This window comes from Pseudarthrobacter sp. L1SW (assembly GCF_020809045.1).
Lineage (GTDB): Bacteria > Actinomycetota > Actinomycetes > Actinomycetales > Micrococcaceae > Arthrobacter.
This window is the reverse complement of sequence record NZ_CP078079.1, coordinates 1,503,439-1,520,239: the sequence shown is the minus strand read 5'-3', so window position 1 is coordinate 1,520,239 and position 16,801 is coordinate 1,503,439. Positions and strand designations below refer to the sequence as shown.

The window sequence follows — 16,801 nt, the reverse complement described above, 5'->3', positions numbered from 1 at the left end:
CAGATGTAGCTGACATGATCTGAGCCCTCCTGGACCGTACTGTGCTGCCCGGACGTCCTCCCCACCACCTGCACCCGGCGGCCTTCCGGCCTGCTCTTCGAATGACCGGGGCGGTGAGTAGAACATATATTCGAACTTTGCTTCCTCAGTTTTAGCACCTATCAACGAATCTTGTCGAGACTCGCTAGAACAAATGTTTGAAAAAGCAATGCGGCTGGCCTAGTTTTGAACCAAAGAACAACCACCTGGACAGTCGACCAGCAGGGTCTGACATTCAAGGACGGGACCTTCCAGGGCCTGGCCGTGGAGCGGCCCGGCGGAAACCGAAAGGCATTGGCGAATATGGCAGCAGCAGCCGCCGGGGGCAGGGGAACCGCGCAACCGAAGAGGACCGCCAAGGGCCTGACTCCACGGCAGAAGAAGATCCTCGAAACCATCCAGCGTTCGGTCAATGAGAACGGGTACCCGCCTTCCATGCGGGAGATCGGCGACACCGTGGGACTGGCGAGCCTTTCGAGCGTCACGCACCAACTGTCCCAGCTGGAGAAACTTGGCTACCTCCGCCGCGACCCCAAGCGTCCGCGGGCCATGGAGGTCCTGATGCCACTCACCCTGGATGGCGGGGCTGCAAAGCCCGCAAGCCAGCCGTCCGCCCCGCGTTCACCGGGCGCAGGCACTGTCACCGAACTGCCCACCGCCCTGGACACAGCCATGGTTCCCCTGGTGGGCCGGATCGCGGCGGGCGGTCCCATCCTTGCTGACCAGCTGGTGGAGGACGTGATGCCGCTCCCCAGGCAGCTGGTGGGGCAGGGCGAACTGTTCATGTTGAAAGTGGCCGGGGATTCCATGGTGGATGCAGCCATCTGCGACGGTGACTGGGTTGTGGTTCGCCGCCAGCAGGATGCGGCCAATGGGGATATCGTGGCTGCGCTCCTCGATGACGAGGCCACCGTCAAGACCTTCCGCCAACGCGACGGCCACACGTGGCTGCTCCCGCAGAACACCCAGTACGAACCCATCCTTGGGGACCACGCCACCATCATGGGCAAGGTTGTCTCGGTACTCCGCTCGCTGTAACGCCCTGCCCAGCCCCGCACCAGGCCATGTTTGCCCTGGCACGGCCTGCTCAATCTGCCTGACGGCTCAGGCGTTTTCCCGGGCCAGCCGCTCCAGGGCGGCAATCGCCGTCGTCCGGTCTGTCGTGGCCCAGAACGGCGGCAGGGCAGCCCGGAGGAACCCCGCGTAGCGCTCGGTGGCCAGCCGGGAGTCAAGGACGGCCACCACTCCCCTGTCGCCGGTGGAACGGATCAGCCGGCCTGCCCCCTGGGCGAGCCGGATCGCGGCGTGCGTGGCGGAAACCGTCATAAAGCCGTTCCCGCCGGCCTGAGCCACGGCCCGTGAACGGGCGGTCATAAGGGGATCGTCCGGCCGCGGAAAAGGAATCCTGTCGATCACCACAAGCCGGCACGAGCCTCCCGGGACGTCCACGCCCTGCCAGAGGGACATGGTTCCGAACAGGCAGGTATCGGGCTCGTCGGCGAACTGCTTCACCAGGCCGGTCATGGTGGAGTCACCTTGGCAGAGGACCGTCATGCCCAGCTTGGGACGCAGTGCCTCGGCCGCTTCTTCTGCCGCCCGGCGGGAGGAGAAGAGGCACAGCGCCCCGCCACCTGAAGCACGGATCAGGGCTTCCAGCTCGTCCAGCGCTTCCGGCGACCCGCCCCTGCCCGGCTTCGGCAGGTGACCGGCCACATAGAGGATGCCCTGCTTTTGGTAGTCGAAGGGCGATCCCACGTCCACGCCCGTCCAGCTCGGGGCCCCGTCACCCACCAGTCCCAGTCCGCCTGCGGCCGGTTCGAACGCCGATCCGATGGCCAGCGTCGCTGAGGTCAGCACCACCGTGTGGCCTGCGAAGAGCCCTTCCCGCAGCCTTCCGGCAACGGACAACGGCGCGATGTTGATCAAGGCGGGGGCGGTCTCGTCCGGCTGGGAGAATCCCTGCGCCGGGTCAAAAGAACTGGCGCGCGAGAACCACACCACTTCGCGGTTCTCCCGGGCTGCGAGGAGCCGTTCGCAAAGTTCCAGGATGAGCAGGAGCCGGGACCGCGCGAGCTGCCTGCCGCCGTCGGCCGTGGTGCTGCTGTCCCCCTTCGAATCCGAGAGGGCAGCACGGCAGGCGTCGCGCAACTGGTCCACGCAGTCCAGCTGTTCGTCGTTGAGCCCGTTCGGCAGCAGGCCGTTCGGCACGCCCGCCAGGGCAAGCTCCAAGTTGGCGGCTGCGGCATTCAGCGCGTCAACGGTAATGGCGGTGTGCTTCCGCGCGCCGGCAGCAGCAGCGTGGACCATGGCCACGGAAAGCTGGCCTGAGACCGCCCCCGTGACCCGGTCCTGAAGTTCATGGGCCTCATCCACCACCACGACGTCGTACTCGGGCAGGACGGCCAGGCCCTCGAACGCGCTGACGGCAAGCATCGCGTGGTTGGTGACCACCACGTCCGCTTCCGCAGCATCCTGGCGCGCGAGCTCACTGAAGCATTCCGCAGCCATGGGGCACTTCTGGGCGCCCAGGCACTCCATGGAAGTCACGGACACCTGCCGCCAGGCGCGGTCCGTCACTCCCGGGAGGAGTTCGTCACGGTCCCCGGTGTGGGTCTTCTCCGCCCATTCCCGGAGCCGCACAACCTCTTTGCCGAGCTGGGACGACGGGCCGCCCACGGCTGCCGCGAAGTGGGGCACGCTGGTGTCCTCGCCCAGGCTGAACAGCTGGCCCTCGGCTGGCTCCTCGCTGGGGAAGCCGCCTTCCAGCTTGTGCCGGCACACGTAATTGGAACGGCCCTTGACCAGGGCCACTTTGACCGGCCTGTCCAAGGCGGGGGTGATCGCTTTGAGCAGCCGGGGCAGGTCCCGGCCCACAATCTGCGTCTGGAGGGCCAGGGTGGCCGTTGACACCAGGGCGGGCTTGTTGCTCTGCAGGGCATGCGCGATCAGGGGGATGAGGTATGCCAGGGACTTGCCGGTGCCGGTCCCCGCCTGGACCAGGAGGTGGTCCCCCGTTTCAATGGCACGGGCCACCTGCCTGGCCATCTCATGCTGGCCGGCGCGGCTTTGCCCGCCCATGCCGGCCACGGCCCGGTCGAGCAGTTCGATCACGAACTGCTCGACGGCCGTTTCCGTGGCTTCTCCTGCCACGGCCTCAGTCATTGCTGACGAAAGGTTCCAGTTCAGCCGCGAAGCCTTCCCGGACCATCACGACAGCCCTGGTACCGGCCTCAACGTGGTCAACGCTGATGATCTCGGCGTCGGAATCGTGAAGCTTGCTCATCAGGTCCCCGCGGTCGTACGGGATGAGCAGTTCCAGCTTGACGCTGGGCCGGGGAATGGCGTCGCTGATTGCCTTCAGCAACTCTGCGATGCCTTCCCCCGTACGGGCCGAGACCACCACGTGCCGCGGCTCGCGCTGCTTGAGCCGTTCCACCACGAAGGGATCAGCGGCGTCGGCTTTGTTGAGCACGATGATTTCGGGCACCTTCCGGGCGTCCACTTCGCTGAAGACCTTGCGCACTGCGGCGATCTGGCCCTCAGGATCCGGGTGCGAGACGTCCACCACGTGCAGGATGAGGTCCGCGTCCGCGACTTCCTCGAGCGTGGAGCGGAACGCCTCCACCAGCTGGGTTGGCAACGAACGGACAAAGCCGACAGTATCGGCCAGGGTGTAGCCGAGGCCGTCCGCAGTTTCCGCTTTGCGGACGGTGGGATCCAGGGTGGCGAACAGTGCGTTCTCCACCAGGACACCGGCGTCGGTGAGGCGGTTCAGCAGCGAGGACTTGCCGGCGTTGGTGTACCCGGCGATCGCCACGGACGGCACGGCATTACGACGGCGGTTGGCCCGTTTGGTCTCGCGGGCGGGCTTCATTGCGGCGATCTCCCGCCGCAGCTTGGCCATCCTTGTACGGATGCGGCGGCGATCCAGCTCGATCTTTGTCTCACCGGGACCACGCGAACCCATGCCGGCGGCCGCGCTGCCCACCTGGCCACCGGCCTGGCGGGACATCGACTCGCCCCAGCCGCGCAGGCGCGGCAGGAGGTATTCCAGCTGCGCCAGCTCCACCTGGGCCTTGCCTTCACGGCTCTTGGCGTGCTGGGCGAAAATGTCCAGGATCAGGGCCGTCCGGTCGATCACCTTAACCTTGACGATGTCCTCCAGGCCCCGGCGCTGGGAGGGCGCGAGCTCGGCATCCACCACAACCGTGTCCGCACCGGTGGACATCACGATGTCCCGGAGCTCCAGGGCCTTGCCCGAGCCGAGGAACGTTCCGGGATCCGGCTTGTCGCGCCGCTGGACCAGCCCGTCCAGGACCTCGGAACCGGCAGTTTCGGCGAGGGCTGCAAGCTCCCGCAGAGAGTTCTCGGCGTCGGCCAGGGTCCCTTCGGACCAGAGGCCGGCCAGGACCACCCGCTCAAGGCGCAACTGCCGGTACTCAACCTCGGTGACGTCTTCCAGTTCAGTGGAAAGGCCTGCTGTGCGGCGCAGGGCGCGGCGTTCCTCGAGGTCCTGCTGGTCGCCGTCGTACGTTGTGTGTTCTTCGTCCAGGCGGGAAATCGCCTGGGCTTTGCCGAGCATAGCCTTCCCGTCACGGCCCTCGTCACCGCCTGGCGTGCTGAGGTTCCTGGCCGGTACATCCTTGGAGAGAATCCGGTCGATGACAGCCTGGATTTCGGCAGGACTCATGTCCTGGGCGGCTGGATCTGATCCGGTGTTGGGCTGGCTGGTCATGGTCTCCTTTGAAGATTCGGCAGTTCCAGAATAGTGCCGAATGATGGTGATTGGTGAAGTATTCGCGCTGGGCTGACGGCCTGCGGTCATCCAAGCCTCCTGGCTTGTTGGGCCTGGCGCTGCAGGAGGCAGCGCCGGCGGACATGCCACGACGTCGATTCGTGGCAGAGATGGACAGCCGGAAAAACGGCGGGAAGTCCAGCGGGAGGCTGACCTTCGAGTGTCGTCCGGCGACCGGCAGGCGGAAATCCGTTGGCCGGTGCACGCAGCGGAAGGTTCAAAACCTGCATCGCTGGGTGGGACATGCTGTCGCTTGAAGACAGGCTGCGGGACGGGCTGGGCCCGTGCCGGCTACTCGAAGATCAGGAACATGCCCACCAGCGTAGCAGAGGGGCCTGCCCGGCAGTTTCCCTTTACGCTGCAAGGGGAACTACTCTGGCCAGTTATGGAGTCCGCACATTATTTCAGCGCAACACCCGCCGGCCCTTTTACCCGCAAGCCGCTGAGTGTCGAACTCGCAGGGCAGGTGCGCAGGCTGCAGACTTCCACCGGCATCTTCAGCCCGGACGGGATCGACAAGGGCACCGCCATCCTCCTCGCCGAGGTCCCGCCCCCCGCGCCGCAGGGGAACCTGCTGGACATCGGCTGCGGCTGGGGCCCGATTGCCCTGACCATGGCCCTGAAGTCGCCCTCAGCCCGGGTCTACGCGGTGGATGTCAACGAACGCTGCATCACCCTGACGAATGAGAACGCTGCGGCGCTGGGACTGGCCAACGTCACCGCCAGTACCCCTGAAGCCGTGGACCCGGACGTGCGCTTTGACACCATCTGGTCCAATCCGCCCATCCGGATCGGCAAGGACGAACTGCACTCGCTCCTGAAGCTGTGGCTGCCCCGCCTTGCGCCGGGCGGAACAGCGTGGCTGGTGGTGCAGAAGAACCTGGGGGCCGACTCGCTGCAACGCTGGCTTGCTGCGGAGCTGGACGAATCCTTCAGTGTCAGCCGGGAGTCGACGTCCAAGTCCTTCCGGATCCTGAAGGTCAGGAAAGCGTCCCGGTTGCCACAATAACGGCCGGGCCACTCAGCTCGACATGTTCATGGCCCGCCGGGCCGGCAAAGAACTTGACGCCAACCACGCCGCCTGGAACGTTAACGCGCCAGGTGTCGGGGGCTTCCGCGCCTGCCCAGTGACGGATGGCCACTGCCGCTGCGCAAGCCCCGGTTCCGCACGACTGGGTCTCCCCCACCCCGCGTTCATGCACGCGCATGGTCACCGTCCCGACGCCGTCGTGCACCAGGGGCTCTGACGGAACCACGAACTCAACGTTGGTCCCGTGGGCCGGGACAGGGTCCACCACGGGCGCCGTGAACAGGCGGGTTGCCGCGAGTTCCGACAGTTCCGCCAAGGCAACGACGGTGTGGGGGTTGCCCATGCTGACGGAGAGTGCAGGGCGGGGAACTTCCAGGCCCTCAGCGGTAACCAGTGAATCCATTGCCTTGGCTGTGGCTTCACCGGGGAAAATGAACTCCCACGGCCCCATGTCCACGGCGTAGTCTTCGCCTGTGCGTACCACGGTCTTGACGCCCGCGCGCGTGCCGATGGTGAGGGCGCCGCCGTCGGGCAGGTCAATCAGCCCCTCGGCGCGGAGGAAATGGACAAAGACGCGGACTCCGTTGCCGCACATCTCGGACAAAGTGCCGTCACCGTTGCGGTAGTCCATGAACCATTCGGCGTCCGGGGCGGCGGCGAGCAGCTCGCGGCCCTCGGGCAGGAAGCGCGACGGGACGGCGCGGATCAGCCCGTCCCCGCCGATGCCGCGGTGCCGGTCGCACAGGGCTGCCACGTCCTGGGCGGCTATGGTGTGGACGCCCTCGGGATCGGCCACCAGGACAAAGTCGTTGCCGGTGCCGTGTCCCTTGGAAAAGCGGAGTCCGCTCAGGGTGCGGAAGGCCGGCTCGGTGGTTTTTGCGAGGGTTGCGTCCATGTTTCCAAGGTTACCGGCCGGGCGGGTCAGCCCTAAATACGCGGCGCTTCGCACAGCGCTGCGGCTTTGGCCACCAACGAAGGGTCCTGCCAGTCCAGCCAGGAGATGCGGGGATCGGCACGGAACCAGGTGAGCTGGCGCCGCGCGAACTGCCGGGTGGCCACGATGGTGTCTTCCGCTGCCTCCGCTACGGTCCACCCGCCGTCGAGCACCTTGAGGAACTGCGCGTACCCAAGAGCACGGGAAGCGGTTTTCCCTTGGCGCAGCCCTAGGGTGTCCAGCCGCTGGACTTCAGCGAGCAGGCCGGCGTCCACCATGCGGTGGACGCGGCTGGCGAGCCGCTCCCTGAGCACCTCCCGGTCCACGCCCAGTCCCACTTGGACGGCGGGCTGGAAATACTCGCGCTGCGGCATAAAGGAACTGAACGGCCTGCCGGTGAGCCGGTGGACCTCCAGGGCACGGATAATGCGCCGGGAGTCGGACAACCTCCCCGCCGATACCGGGTCCACGTCGCGCAGCCGCTCCAGGAGGACCGCCTGCCCGTTCTCAGCGAGCTCAGCTTCCAGCTGTTGGCGCACGGCCGGGTCCGTTCCGGGAAATTCCAGGACATCCAGTGCCGCCCGCACGTACAGGCCGGAACCGCCGGCCAGGATGGCCCGTTTGCCGCGGGCGTGGATGTCCGAGATCAGGGCGCGCGCCTGCTCCTGGAATCGTGACACGCTGGCTTCCTCGGTCACCTCCAGGATGTCCAGCAGGTGGTGGGGCACCCCCCTGCGTTCGGCCTCGGTGATCTTTGCCGTTCCGATGTCCATGCCGCGGTAGAACTGCATGGCGTCGGCGTTGATGACTTCGCCGTCCAGTTCCAGTGCCAGGCTGACGGCGAGGTCCGATTTGCCGGAACCGGTGGGACCGACGACGGCGATGACAGGCGGGGAGCCCAACGGTCAGCGGGTGCGGACGGGCAGCGCGGGCATGCCCAGCGAGACGCCCTTGCCCCCTGTGCCGGCGCCCGGCCCGGGAGCACCGCAGGAGTCCGCCTGGGACCTGTCCCAAGCGTCGCCGGCCCGGGAGCGGCGCAGGCTGTAGTCCTCAAGGGTGGGATCGGCGACGAGGTGGAAGGCTGCGGCCTCGGTGATGGTGACGGTGACAAGGTCTCCCGGCCGCGGAGCCTGGGCACCGTCGGGCACGGAGAAGTGCACCAGCCGCTGGTCCTGGGAGCGGCCGGACAGCCGGTGGGTCTCCCCCGCTTTCCGGCCGGACTGCGCAGTGACCATGACCTCAACCCTGCGGCCCAACTGGCGCTGGTTTTCCTCCGCCGCGATCCTGTCCTGGAGGGCGGTTAGCCGTTCGAAGCGTTCCTGCACCACGGCTTTGGGCAACTGGTCCGGCAGGTCCGCGGCCGGGGTCCCGGGGCGCTTGGAATACTGGAAGGTGAAGGCGGTGGCGAAACGGGACTTTTCCACAACGTCCAGGGTGGCCTGGAAGTCCTCTTCCGTTTCACCCGGGAAGCCCACGATGATGTCGGTGGAGATGGCGGCATGGGGAATCTTTTCCCGCACCTTGTCCAGGATGCCCAGGAACTTGGTAGACCTGTACGAGCGCCGCATGTCCCGCAGGACCTTGTCCGAGCCCGACTGCAGCGGCATGTGCAGCTGCGGCATGACATTGGGGGTCTCGGCCATGGCGTCGATGACGTCGTCGGTGAAGGCTGCGGGGTGCGGGCTGGTGAAGCGGACGCGCTCCAGGCCTTCGATGTCGCCGCAGGCCCGGAGGAGTTTGGAGAAGGCCAGCCGGTCGCCGAATTCGACGCCGTAGGAGTTGACGTTCTGGCCGAGGAGGGTGACTTCGATGGCGCCGTCGTCCACGAGGGCCTGGATTTCAGCGAGGATGTCCCCGGGCCGGCGGTCTTTTTCTTTGCCGCGGAGGGCGGGGACGATGCAGAAGGTGCAGGTGTTGTTGCAGCCTACGGAGATCGATACCCAGCCCGAGTAAACGGAATCGCGTTTGGTGGGAAGCGTGGAGGGGAACACGTCCAGTGACTCGAGGATTTCAAGCTGGGCCTCGTTGTTGTGCCGCGCGCGCTCCAGCAGCGCGGGCAGGGCGCCAACGTTGTGCGTGCCGAAGACGGCGTCCACCCACGGCGCCTTTTTCAGGATGGTTTCCCGGTCCTTCTGCGCCAGGCAGCCGCCCACCGCAATCTGCATGCCGGGGTTCGCCGCCTTCACCGGAGCGAGGATTCCCAGGTTGCCGTAGAGCTTGTTGTCAGCGTTTTCACGCACGGCGCAGGTGTTGAACACTACGACGTCGGCCTGCTCACCGTCCGCCGGTACGTACCCTGCGTCCTCGAGCATGCCTGCCATGCGTTCCGAGTCATGGACGTTCATCTGGCAGCCGAAGGTCCGCACCTGGTAGGTGCGGGGCTTTTGGGCAGCCTCCTGCGGAGCGCCACCGGTCGCTGTGGCGGTGCCGGTACCGGAAAGGGGGGAAGGGATGGTCAAACTCACCTGTTAAGGGTACCGGTTTTACCGTTCGCCGCTGTCGGGTGCGGCTTGGGACTCCAGGACGTCATTAACGATCCGGAACGCCTGGGAAGGCTGGTAGCCCTTGCGCGCGAGCATGGATGCCAGCCGGCGGGCAGCCTTGTCCCGTTCCGCCCGGTCCTGAAGATCCAGCCCGGGGCGGAGCTTACGCTCCACAAGCTGCCTTGCGGAGGCCTCTTCGTCGGCGTCCGACAACTGTTCCAAGGCTGCCGCGGCCGTCTCCTGGTCAATGCCTTTCTCCTCCAGCTCGCGCCGGAGGGCCCCCTTTGCCAGTTTCCGGGACTGCGCACGGCTCCGGACCCACATGTCGGCGAAGTCGGCGTCGTTGATCAGGCGCGCGTCCTGGAACCGGTCCAGCACCGCCTCGGCGACATCCTCGGGGATGTTCCGCTCGGCAAGCTTCCGTGCGAGCTGCCGCCTGCTCTTGGCCGATGCGGTCAACTGGCGGTAGACAATGGCCTGCGCAACCGACACCGGATCAGGCTCGGGATCACCGTAATGGGGTGCGTCGGGGTCGCCCGGCCCGCGCGGCTCCCCCTCTGCAGGGGAAGCCGGGCGGGTCCGCCGTGGGCGGCCCCCGCTGCTGCGGGGCCGCTCCCGTTCAAAACCAGTCAACGGTTAGAACCCGTCGACGGCCTTCAGCTTCGGGGAATCCTTGGACTCGGGCTCCGCCGGCTTCACACCCACGCCAAGCTTTTCCTTGATCAGGCGCTCGAGCTCGGCGGCCAGCTCCGGGTTGTCGCGCAGGAACCGGCGCGAGTTCTCCATGCCCTGGCCCAGCTGGTCGCCATCGTAGGTGAACCAGGAACCGGACTTCTTGATGATGCCGTGCTCAACGCCCATGTCGATGATTCCGCCCTCGCGGGAGATGCCCTGGCCGTAGATGATGTCGAACTCGGCCACCTTGAAGGGCGGTGCCATCTTGTTCTTGACGATCTTCGCCTTGGTGCGGTTACCGACCGAATCCGCGCCCTCCTTGAGGGTCTGGATGCGGCGCACGTCGATACGGATGGAGGCGTAGAACTTAAGGGCCTTACCGCCGGTGGTGGTTTCGGGGGAACCGAAGAAGACACCGATCTTTTCACGGAGCTGGTTGATGAAGATGGCGGTGGTCTTGGTCTGGCTCAGCCGGCCGGTGATCTTACGCAGGGCCTGGCTCATGAGGCGTGCCTGGAGGCCCACGTGGCTGTCGCCCATGTCGCCTTCAATTTCGGCCCGGGGCACCAGCGCTGCGACGGAGTCGATCACGATGACGTCCAGGGAACCTGAGCCCACCAGCATGTCCATGATTTCGAGGGCCTGCTCGCCGGTATCCGGCTGGGACACCAGGAGCGCGTCCGTGTCCACACCAAGCTTTGCAGCGTACTCCGGATCAAGGGCGTGTTCGGCGTCAATGAAGGCCGCGATGCCGCCCAGGCGCTGGGCATTGGCCACTGCGTGCAGGGCCACGGTGGTTTTACCGGAAGATTCCGGGCCGTAGATTTCAACGACGCGGCCCCGGGGAAGGCCGCCAATTCCCAGGGCAACGTCCAGGGCGATGGAGCCGGTGGGGATGACCTCGATGGGGGCCCGGACTTCATCGCCGAGCCGCATGACTGAGCCTTTACCGAACTGCTTGTCGATCTGGGCCAGCGCTGCTTCGAGCGCTTTTGCACGATCCGGGGCTGCCGCCATGGTTCACACCTCTAATGCTTTCTCGCTTTGGAGTGGCCTCAGCGGCCGTTTATTGGTCATCTCTGACGCTAATGGGACCCACTGACATTCCGGCCGGATAACGGCGGCTATGTGGATAACCCGCTAGGAAAAGCATAGCTTTACCCGAACAGGTATTCGAACAGGAGCGCGGCGTGTCAGGAGATTCGGGCTAGTTCGTGCGGGGCTTTATATCCCGGCCCAGCCTGCGCTCGGCCGGGACATCCTGGACGTCGCAGACAGCCAGCCACACCTTCCGCGGTTCTACGCCGGCAGCCAGCGCCTGGTCCGCGGTGCGCCCGCCAACCCCTGCCAGCACAAGCGTGCTGCTGAGGACCCGCGAGTACCCGGCGCCGAATTCGTCGTCCATAAGCCGCCAATAATCGCTGATTCGCACCAGAAAAGTCTCTCACGGTCCGCACCCTAGAATTGTTGCCATGAGCAGCTCCCCCGATGTCCCCTTCCTGCAAGGCCGCCACGACGAAGCTACAGTGGACGCCGCGTTGCAGAACGTGGAGCACCAGATAAGCCTCTTCTGGCGGCGTGCCCGGGCCATCTCCAACCAGCTCTCCCGCCAGGTGCATCCGGACATGGAGCCGGCAGCCTACGGCCTGCTGACGGTGATCCGCAGGGAGGGCCCCATCCGGCTCACCGACCTGGCCATGAACATTGGCGTGGGCAAGCCGTCCGTCAGCCGGCAGATCGCCTTCCTGGAGAGCCTTGGACTCGTGTCCAAGGAGGCCGATCCGCTGGATGGGCGTGCCCAGGCCATCCGGCTGACGCCCAAGGGCGAGGAAAAGATGCACCAGGTCCAGGATGCCCGGCGGCAGGTGTTCCGTGAACGCCTGGGCGAATGGCCGGTGGAGGACCTGGAAGAACTGGCCCGGTACATGGCCAAGCTGAACGCCACCTACGAGCGTGACGGGTTCCCGAAGGACGGCCCCGCGGCCGCTCCTGCTGACGACCGGTAGGCAGATACAACTGAAGCCCCCGGCCGGGGCCGGGGGCTTCAGTGCGTCTTACTTCCAGGGCCGCCTTACAGCGGCGCCCTTACCGGGCGCCGGACAGAAGGCCGGTGGAAAGTTCGTCATTAAGTTCAGTGTTCAGGTCGCGCTCAAGGTCACGGCCATAACGCTGGGAAAATTCCTGCGGAACGGTGTCCGGAACGGCGACGCCTTCGGCAACTGCCACCCGGTCGCTCACTTCGCGGAGCATGCTGGACAACGGGACATCCAGCGCCGAGCAAATTGAAGACAGGAGCTCTGATGATGCTTCCTTCTGGCCGCGCTCCACTTCACTGAGGTAACCCAGGGAGACACGGGCGCTGTGCGAAACTTCACGGAGCGTACGCCCCTGACGCTGGCGGACATCGCGCAGGACATCACCGATTTCGTGACGAAGTACAACCATCTTGCGCTCCTTCTGTTCGCTCTTAGCCTGATCGGCGAGGCCCACATCCTTCCAGCGGACAACGCCGTTTACGGATACGGGCTGCTTTACCATCTGTATCGCCTTGCTCCCTCATTGGTCAGGTCCGCCATATAGCGAACCGTCGTGGTCATTTCATCCTAGGCGCCTCCACTCTCCGGAAGCGACACAATGTAATAACTAATCGGTACCGGCTTTTGTTCCCGCCAACTTTACGTCCGGGTAACTTCGGCCGGACGGGGTCACCGGGACAGGGCCTCGAGAAGCCGCTCCAGGGCAGCTGCGCAGGCCTGCCCGCGGATTTCTGCCCGGTTGCCGGCAAAGGAATACTCGAAGGCCGACGCCCCACCGGCGGTGGCAATCCCTACATACACCGTGCCCACGGGCTTTCCGTCGTGCGCGTCGGGTCCCGCAACCCCGGTGGTGGAGACGCCGATGTCAGCGCGCAGGACCGTCCGGGCTCCAGCCGCCATGGCCGCGGCGACATCGGGGTCAACGGATCCCACGCGGGCCAGCAGCTCCGACGGGACGTCCAGGACCGATTCCTTGACCGAGTTCTGGTAGGCGACCACGCCGCCCTGCAGAATCCCGGAGGCGCCGGGCGTGTCGGCAAGGACAGCGGACACCATGCCGGCGGTCAGCGATTCTGCCGCGGCCACGGTGCGCCCTGTGTCGAGGGCCTTCCTGACCGCTTCCGCAGACAGATGGTGGAGATTGGTCATGCCGGCTCCTGTCCTGTGCTGCTGCCTGCCTGCAGCTTTCCCTTGGCCCGAAGGCGCAATGCCTCAACAACGTATTGGACGCCGGTCCAGACTGTGATGGCCACGGCAGCCATCATCACGGCGAACGCCACCCAGGCAAGCCATGGGGCGATGGCACCCAGTGGCAGGAGGTAAAGGAAGATTGCCGCGGTCTGCACAACAGTCTTGAGCTTTCCGCCCCGCGAAGCAGGGATCACCCCGTAGCGGATCACAAAGAATCTCAGGGCGGTGATGCCCCATTCACGGACCAGGATCACCAGCGTGGCCCACCAGGGCAGTTCGCCGAGCACCGAGAGCAGGACCAGGGCGGAGCCGGTGAGGAGCTTGTCCGCGATGGGATCGGCGATCTTGCCGAAGTCGGTCACCAGGTTCCGGCTCCTGGCGATGTCGCCGTCGAGCTTGTCCGTGTAGATGGCGACGGCGAACACCGCAGCCGCCGCCCACCGCCACGGCCCGGACGCGCTCTGCAGCCCCGGCGCGTCAACGATAAGGAACCACACGAAGAACGGGACCAGCGCGATCCGGATCATGGTCAGGACATTGGGAAGGTTCCAGACCCCGGCACGGCCTGGGCCGGCCGCGGTGGCATCGGTGCTAGTCACCTAACTAGGCTACATTCTTTGGGCTAGCGCCCCGTGAGGGACCAGGCATCTTCGGAACCGTCTTCGTCGTCGTAGCCGCCAGGCGGGGAATCCGAGCCGTCGTAATATTCGACACTCTGCTTCCGTTGGTCGAGGTCCGCGGCCACGAGGTCTTCCGCGTATCCACCCTGGGCGATGTTCGCGTTGGCGTTGTCGCTCAGGGCTGCGGTCTGCGAGTCCGGCGCAGCCGGCGCGTCCTGGCCCTTCATGGCGGCCAGGACGGGAGCCAGGTCGTCCGGCTTCACCAGGACGTCGCGGGCCTTGGACCCTTCGGACGGGCCAACGACACCCCGGGATTCCAGCAGGTCCATGAGGCGCCCTGCCTTGGCGAAGCCCACGCGCAGCTTGCGCTGGAGCATGGAGGTGGAGCCGAACTGGGTGGTGACCACGAGTTCCGTGGCTTGCAGCAGGACCTCAAGGTCGTCCCCGATGTCGTCGTCGATCTGCTTCTTCGGCGCCTCGGCGGCAACGTCGTCGCGGTAGCTCGCCTGGAGCTGGCCCTTGACGTGCTCAACCACCTTGTGGATCTCGGATTCCGTGACCCAGGCACCCTGGACGCGCATGGCCTTGGAGGCGCCCATGGGCAGGAAGAGCGCGTCACCCTGGCCGATGAGCTTCTCGGCCCCGGGCTGGTCCAGGACAACGCGTGAGTCGGTGACGGAGGACGTGGCGAAGGCCATGCGGGACGGCACGTTGGCCTTGATGAGCCCGGTGACGACGTCCACGGACGGCCGCTGCGTGGCAAGCACCAGGTGGATGCCTGCCGCGCGGGCAAGCTGCGTGATGCGGACGATCGAGTCTTCAACGTCGCGCGGGGCGACCATCATGAGGTCCGCGAGCTCGTCCACGATCACCAGCAGGTAGGGATACGGCCGAATGACGCGCTTGGAGTCCACCGGCGGGTGGACCTTGCCGGCGCGGACCGCCTTGTTGAAGTCGTCGATGTGCTTGAAGCCGTAGTTGGCCAGGTCGTCGTACCGCGCGTCCATCTCCCGGACCACCCACTGCAGTGCCTCGGCAGCCTTCTTCGGGTTGGTGATGATGGGGGTGATGAGGTGCGGGACGCCCTCGTAGGCAGTGAGTTCCACGCGCTTGGGGTCCACCATGACCATGCGCACCTCATCGGGGGTGGCGCGCATCAGGATGGACGTGATCATCGAGTTCACGAACGACGACTTGCCGGCACCGGTGGCACCTGCAACGAGGAGGTGGGGCATCTTGGCGAGGTTGGCCACCACGTAGCCGCCCTCCACGTCCTTGCCGACGCCCATCACCATGGGGTGGTCCGTCCGGCGGGCGTTCTGGCTGCGGAGGACGTCGCCGAGCGAGACGGTTTCGCGGTCCGTGTTGGGGATCTCGATGCCGATGGCCGATTTGCCCGGAATGGGGCTGAGGATGCGGACGTCGCTGGAGGCAACGGCGTAGGAGATGTTCTTGGACAGCGCGGTGACGCGTTCCACCTTGGTTCCCGGAGCGAGTTCGATCTCGTACCGGGTGACGGTGGGGCCGCGGCTGAAGCCTGTGACGGTGGCGTCCACATTGAACTGCTGCAGGGTGTCGGTCAGCGCGGCGACGACGGCGTCATTGGCTTCCGTGCGCTCCTTGGGGATGGAGCCGGGCGTCAGGTAGTCCGATGCCGGGAGCGTGTACGTTACGTCGCCGGCGAGGGACAACTGCTCGGTGCGCTGCGGGATGGGAACCGGCGGCGGGGCGGGCGCCACGGGGTTGGACGGCACTGTGGGTGCGGCGGCTGGTTTGGCAGCGGCCGCGGACATGCCGGGGGTGATCATGGGGATGGCTTCGGTTGCGTTTTCACCCGCGGCGGAGGAAGCGCCGGCGCCCAGGCCTTGGGCCGCCTTGATCTTCTCGACGGCGATCTCGGCCTGGGTGGGCCGCCGGATGCCCGGCGCCGGGCGCGCCTCCGCGCTTTCCTTGGGGTCGTCGTCGTCGATCACTGCATGCTCAAACGCCTCGTCCCCAACGTAGCCCTCCAGTCCGGCGTCGGCGTCCTTCTCGTCCTTGCCGAAGAAGCGGCGCTTCTTCTTGGGGCCCTTGGGCGGCGCGGGCGGGGTCCGTTCCAGGTAGCTGCGGTCATGGGCGTCCCGGTCCTGGTCATCCAGGAGGTCGACGCCCATCAGGTGCTCATAGCCGGCGCGCAGCCGCCGCGGAATGGCAGTGAACGGAGTGGCGGTGATGATCAGCAGGGAGACGAAGGCCAGCAGCGAGTAGAGGGCCACTGGAACAACGGGATGGATGGCCGCCAAGGGCGACGCAGCCAGGAAACCGAGCATGCCGCCCGCCTGGCGGAGGCCGTCGAACCCCTGCGCCACAGTGGGCTGGCCGCCCAGGATGTGCGCCAGCCCGCAGCCGGCGAACGCCATGATGAGGAAGCCGATGCCCACCCGGTTGTTGCCCCGCCCGTCGGACGGCTGGCGGAAGAGCCGGAAGGCGCAGACAAACAGCATCAGCGGGAGGAGCAACGAAATCCACCCGAACGTGCCGTTGACAACGGCGTACACGGCATCCGGGAACCAGCCGGTGAGGCCCCACCAGGCGAAGGTGGCGACGAAGATGCCCAGGGCCAGGTTGAACAGGGCTGCGCCGTCCCGCCGTTCCTCCGCGGGCAGGTCGCTGACGTCATGGCCGATGCGCCGCACCCCGCCGCCCACCAGGTGGCCGACGCCCAGCCAGGCTCCGCCCACCACACGCAGCAGCCAGGGCTGGTGATGTTCGACGGCGGGGAGCTGGCGGGTGCGCGCGGTGCTGCCGGAACCACGCCCCGATTTGGCGGCCGTGGAGCCTGAACCGCGGCCGGAGGAGCTGCCGGTTTTGCTTCCGGCGCTGCCCCTGCTGGAGCCATTGGGCGCGGACGTAGTACGAGTGGCCATACCAGCCACGGTACCCGAGTGGGGCTGGTTTTCCGGGGATTTAGGCCCCCTGATCCCCCGGTTCGCGGCCCTTAAATGCCTCCGGCCCGCGG

Annotated in this window: 15 protein-coding genes; 3 read left to right on the top strand and 12 right to left on the bottom strand. The window is 66.4% G+C overall.

Annotated elements, in window-relative coordinates:
• Positions 1-342 precede the first annotated feature (342 nt).
• Positions 343-1,077 (top strand): transcriptional repressor LexA, encoded by a 735-nt coding sequence (gene lexA, locus KTR40_RS07000; protein ID WP_228405709.1) that lies wholly within the window; start codon positions 343-345, stop codon positions 1,075-1,077.
• Positions 1,078-1,143: 66 nt separating this feature from the next.
• Here lexA and KTR40_RS06995 read toward each other — a convergent pair whose 3' ends face one another.
• Together KTR40_RS06995 and hflX are read right to left on the bottom strand one after the other, a co-directional pair.
• The gene (locus tag KTR40_RS06995; protein WP_228405708.1) at positions 1,144-3,201 is read right to left on the bottom strand and encodes an ATP-dependent DNA helicase; all 2,058 of its coding nucleotides are present in this window, start codon (positions 3,199-3,201) and stop codon (positions 1,144-1,146) included.
• Positions 3,194-4,774 carry a GTPase HflX gene (gene hflX / locus KTR40_RS06990; RefSeq protein WP_139028736.1) on the bottom strand — a complete coding sequence of 527 codons (1,581 nt, stop codon included), beginning with the start codon at positions 4,772-4,774 and terminating at the stop codon, positions 3,194-3,196. Before hflX ends, KTR40_RS06995 begins: the two co-directional genes overlap by 8 nt.
• Before the next feature lie 445 nt (positions 4,775-5,219).
• On the opposite strand from hflX, the gene KTR40_RS06985 reads away from it, so the two are divergent.
• Positions 5,220-5,843 carry a class I SAM-dependent methyltransferase gene (locus tag KTR40_RS06985; protein WP_139028735.1) on the top strand — a complete coding sequence of 208 codons (624 nt, stop codon included), beginning with the start codon at positions 5,220-5,222 and terminating at the stop codon, positions 5,841-5,843.
• Here the strand turns inward: KTR40_RS06985 and dapF are convergent.
• The 6 genes from dapF to KTR40_RS06955 all read right to left on the bottom strand — a co-directional run bounded on the left by dapF (position 5,815) and on the right by KTR40_RS06955 (position 11,388).
• Positions 5,815-6,759, bottom strand: coding sequence for a diaminopimelate epimerase (gene dapF / locus KTR40_RS06980; protein ID WP_228405707.1), 945 nt, complete (start codon positions 6,757-6,759; stop codon positions 5,815-5,817). The two genes, KTR40_RS06985 and dapF, sit on opposite strands and share 29 nt — an antisense overlap.
• Positions 6,760-6,791: 32 nt before the next feature.
• Positions 6,792-7,700: a tRNA (adenosine(37)-N6)-dimethylallyltransferase MiaA gene (gene miaA / locus KTR40_RS06975; RefSeq protein ID WP_228405706.1), complete on the bottom strand. Its 909-nt coding sequence runs from the start codon at positions 7,698-7,700 to the stop codon at positions 6,792-6,794.
• Between the two features lie 3 nt (positions 7,701-7,703).
• The gene (gene miaB / locus KTR40_RS06970; protein ID WP_139028732.1) at positions 7,704-9,263 is read right to left on the bottom strand and encodes a tRNA (N6-isopentenyl adenosine(37)-C2)-methylthiotransferase MiaB; all 1,560 of its coding nucleotides are present in this window, start codon (positions 9,261-9,263) and stop codon (positions 7,704-7,706) included.
• An 18-nt stretch (positions 9,264-9,281) separates the two neighbouring features.
• Positions 9,282-9,773, bottom strand: coding sequence for a regulatory protein RecX (locus tag KTR40_RS06965; RefSeq protein WP_228405705.1), 492 nt, complete (start codon positions 9,771-9,773; stop codon positions 9,282-9,284).
• Positions 9,774-9,917: 144 nt separating this feature from the next.
• Positions 9,918-10,973, bottom strand: coding sequence for a recombinase RecA (gene recA, locus KTR40_RS06960; protein ID WP_066274884.1), 1,056 nt, complete (start codon positions 10,971-10,973; stop codon positions 9,918-9,920).
• Between the two features lie 190 nt (positions 10,974-11,163).
• Positions 11,164-11,388, bottom strand: a complete 225-nt coding sequence (locus KTR40_RS06955; protein ID WP_139028730.1) for a DUF3046 domain-containing protein — start codon at positions 11,386-11,388, stop codon at positions 11,164-11,166.
• Positions 11,389-11,428: 40 nt separating this feature from the next.
• On the opposite strand from KTR40_RS06955, the gene KTR40_RS06950 reads away from it, so the two are divergent.
• Positions 11,429-11,962 carry a MarR family winged helix-turn-helix transcriptional regulator gene (locus tag KTR40_RS06950; RefSeq protein ID WP_139028729.1) on the top strand — a complete coding sequence of 178 codons (534 nt, stop codon included), beginning with the start codon at positions 11,429-11,431 and terminating at the stop codon, positions 11,960-11,962.
• Positions 11,963-12,041: 79 nt separating this feature from the next.
• Here KTR40_RS06950 and KTR40_RS06945 read toward each other — a convergent pair whose 3' ends face one another.
• From KTR40_RS06945 to KTR40_RS06930, 4 genes are all read right to left on the bottom strand, one after another.
• A complete protein-coding gene (locus KTR40_RS06945; protein WP_043793869.1) occupies positions 12,042-12,494 on the bottom strand; it encodes a helix-turn-helix domain-containing protein in 453 nt (150 codons plus the stop codon).
• A gap of 167 nt (positions 12,495-12,661) precedes the next feature.
• Positions 12,662-13,141 carry a CinA family protein gene (locus KTR40_RS06940; protein WP_139028728.1) on the bottom strand — a complete coding sequence of 160 codons (480 nt, stop codon included), beginning with the start codon at positions 13,139-13,141 and terminating at the stop codon, positions 12,662-12,664.
• Positions 13,138-13,782, bottom strand: a complete 645-nt coding sequence (pgsA, locus tag KTR40_RS06935) for a CDP-diacylglycerol--glycerol-3-phosphate 3-phosphatidyltransferase (RefSeq protein WP_228405704.1) — start codon at positions 13,780-13,782, stop codon at positions 13,138-13,140. The genes KTR40_RS06940 and pgsA overlap by 4 nt, the downstream gene beginning before the upstream one ends.
• Before the next feature lie 23 nt (positions 13,783-13,805).
• Positions 13,806-16,709, bottom strand: a complete 2,904-nt coding sequence (locus KTR40_RS06930) for a DNA translocase FtsK (RefSeq protein WP_228405703.1) — start codon at positions 16,707-16,709, stop codon at positions 13,806-13,808.
• Positions 16,710-16,801: the final 92 nt, after the last annotated feature.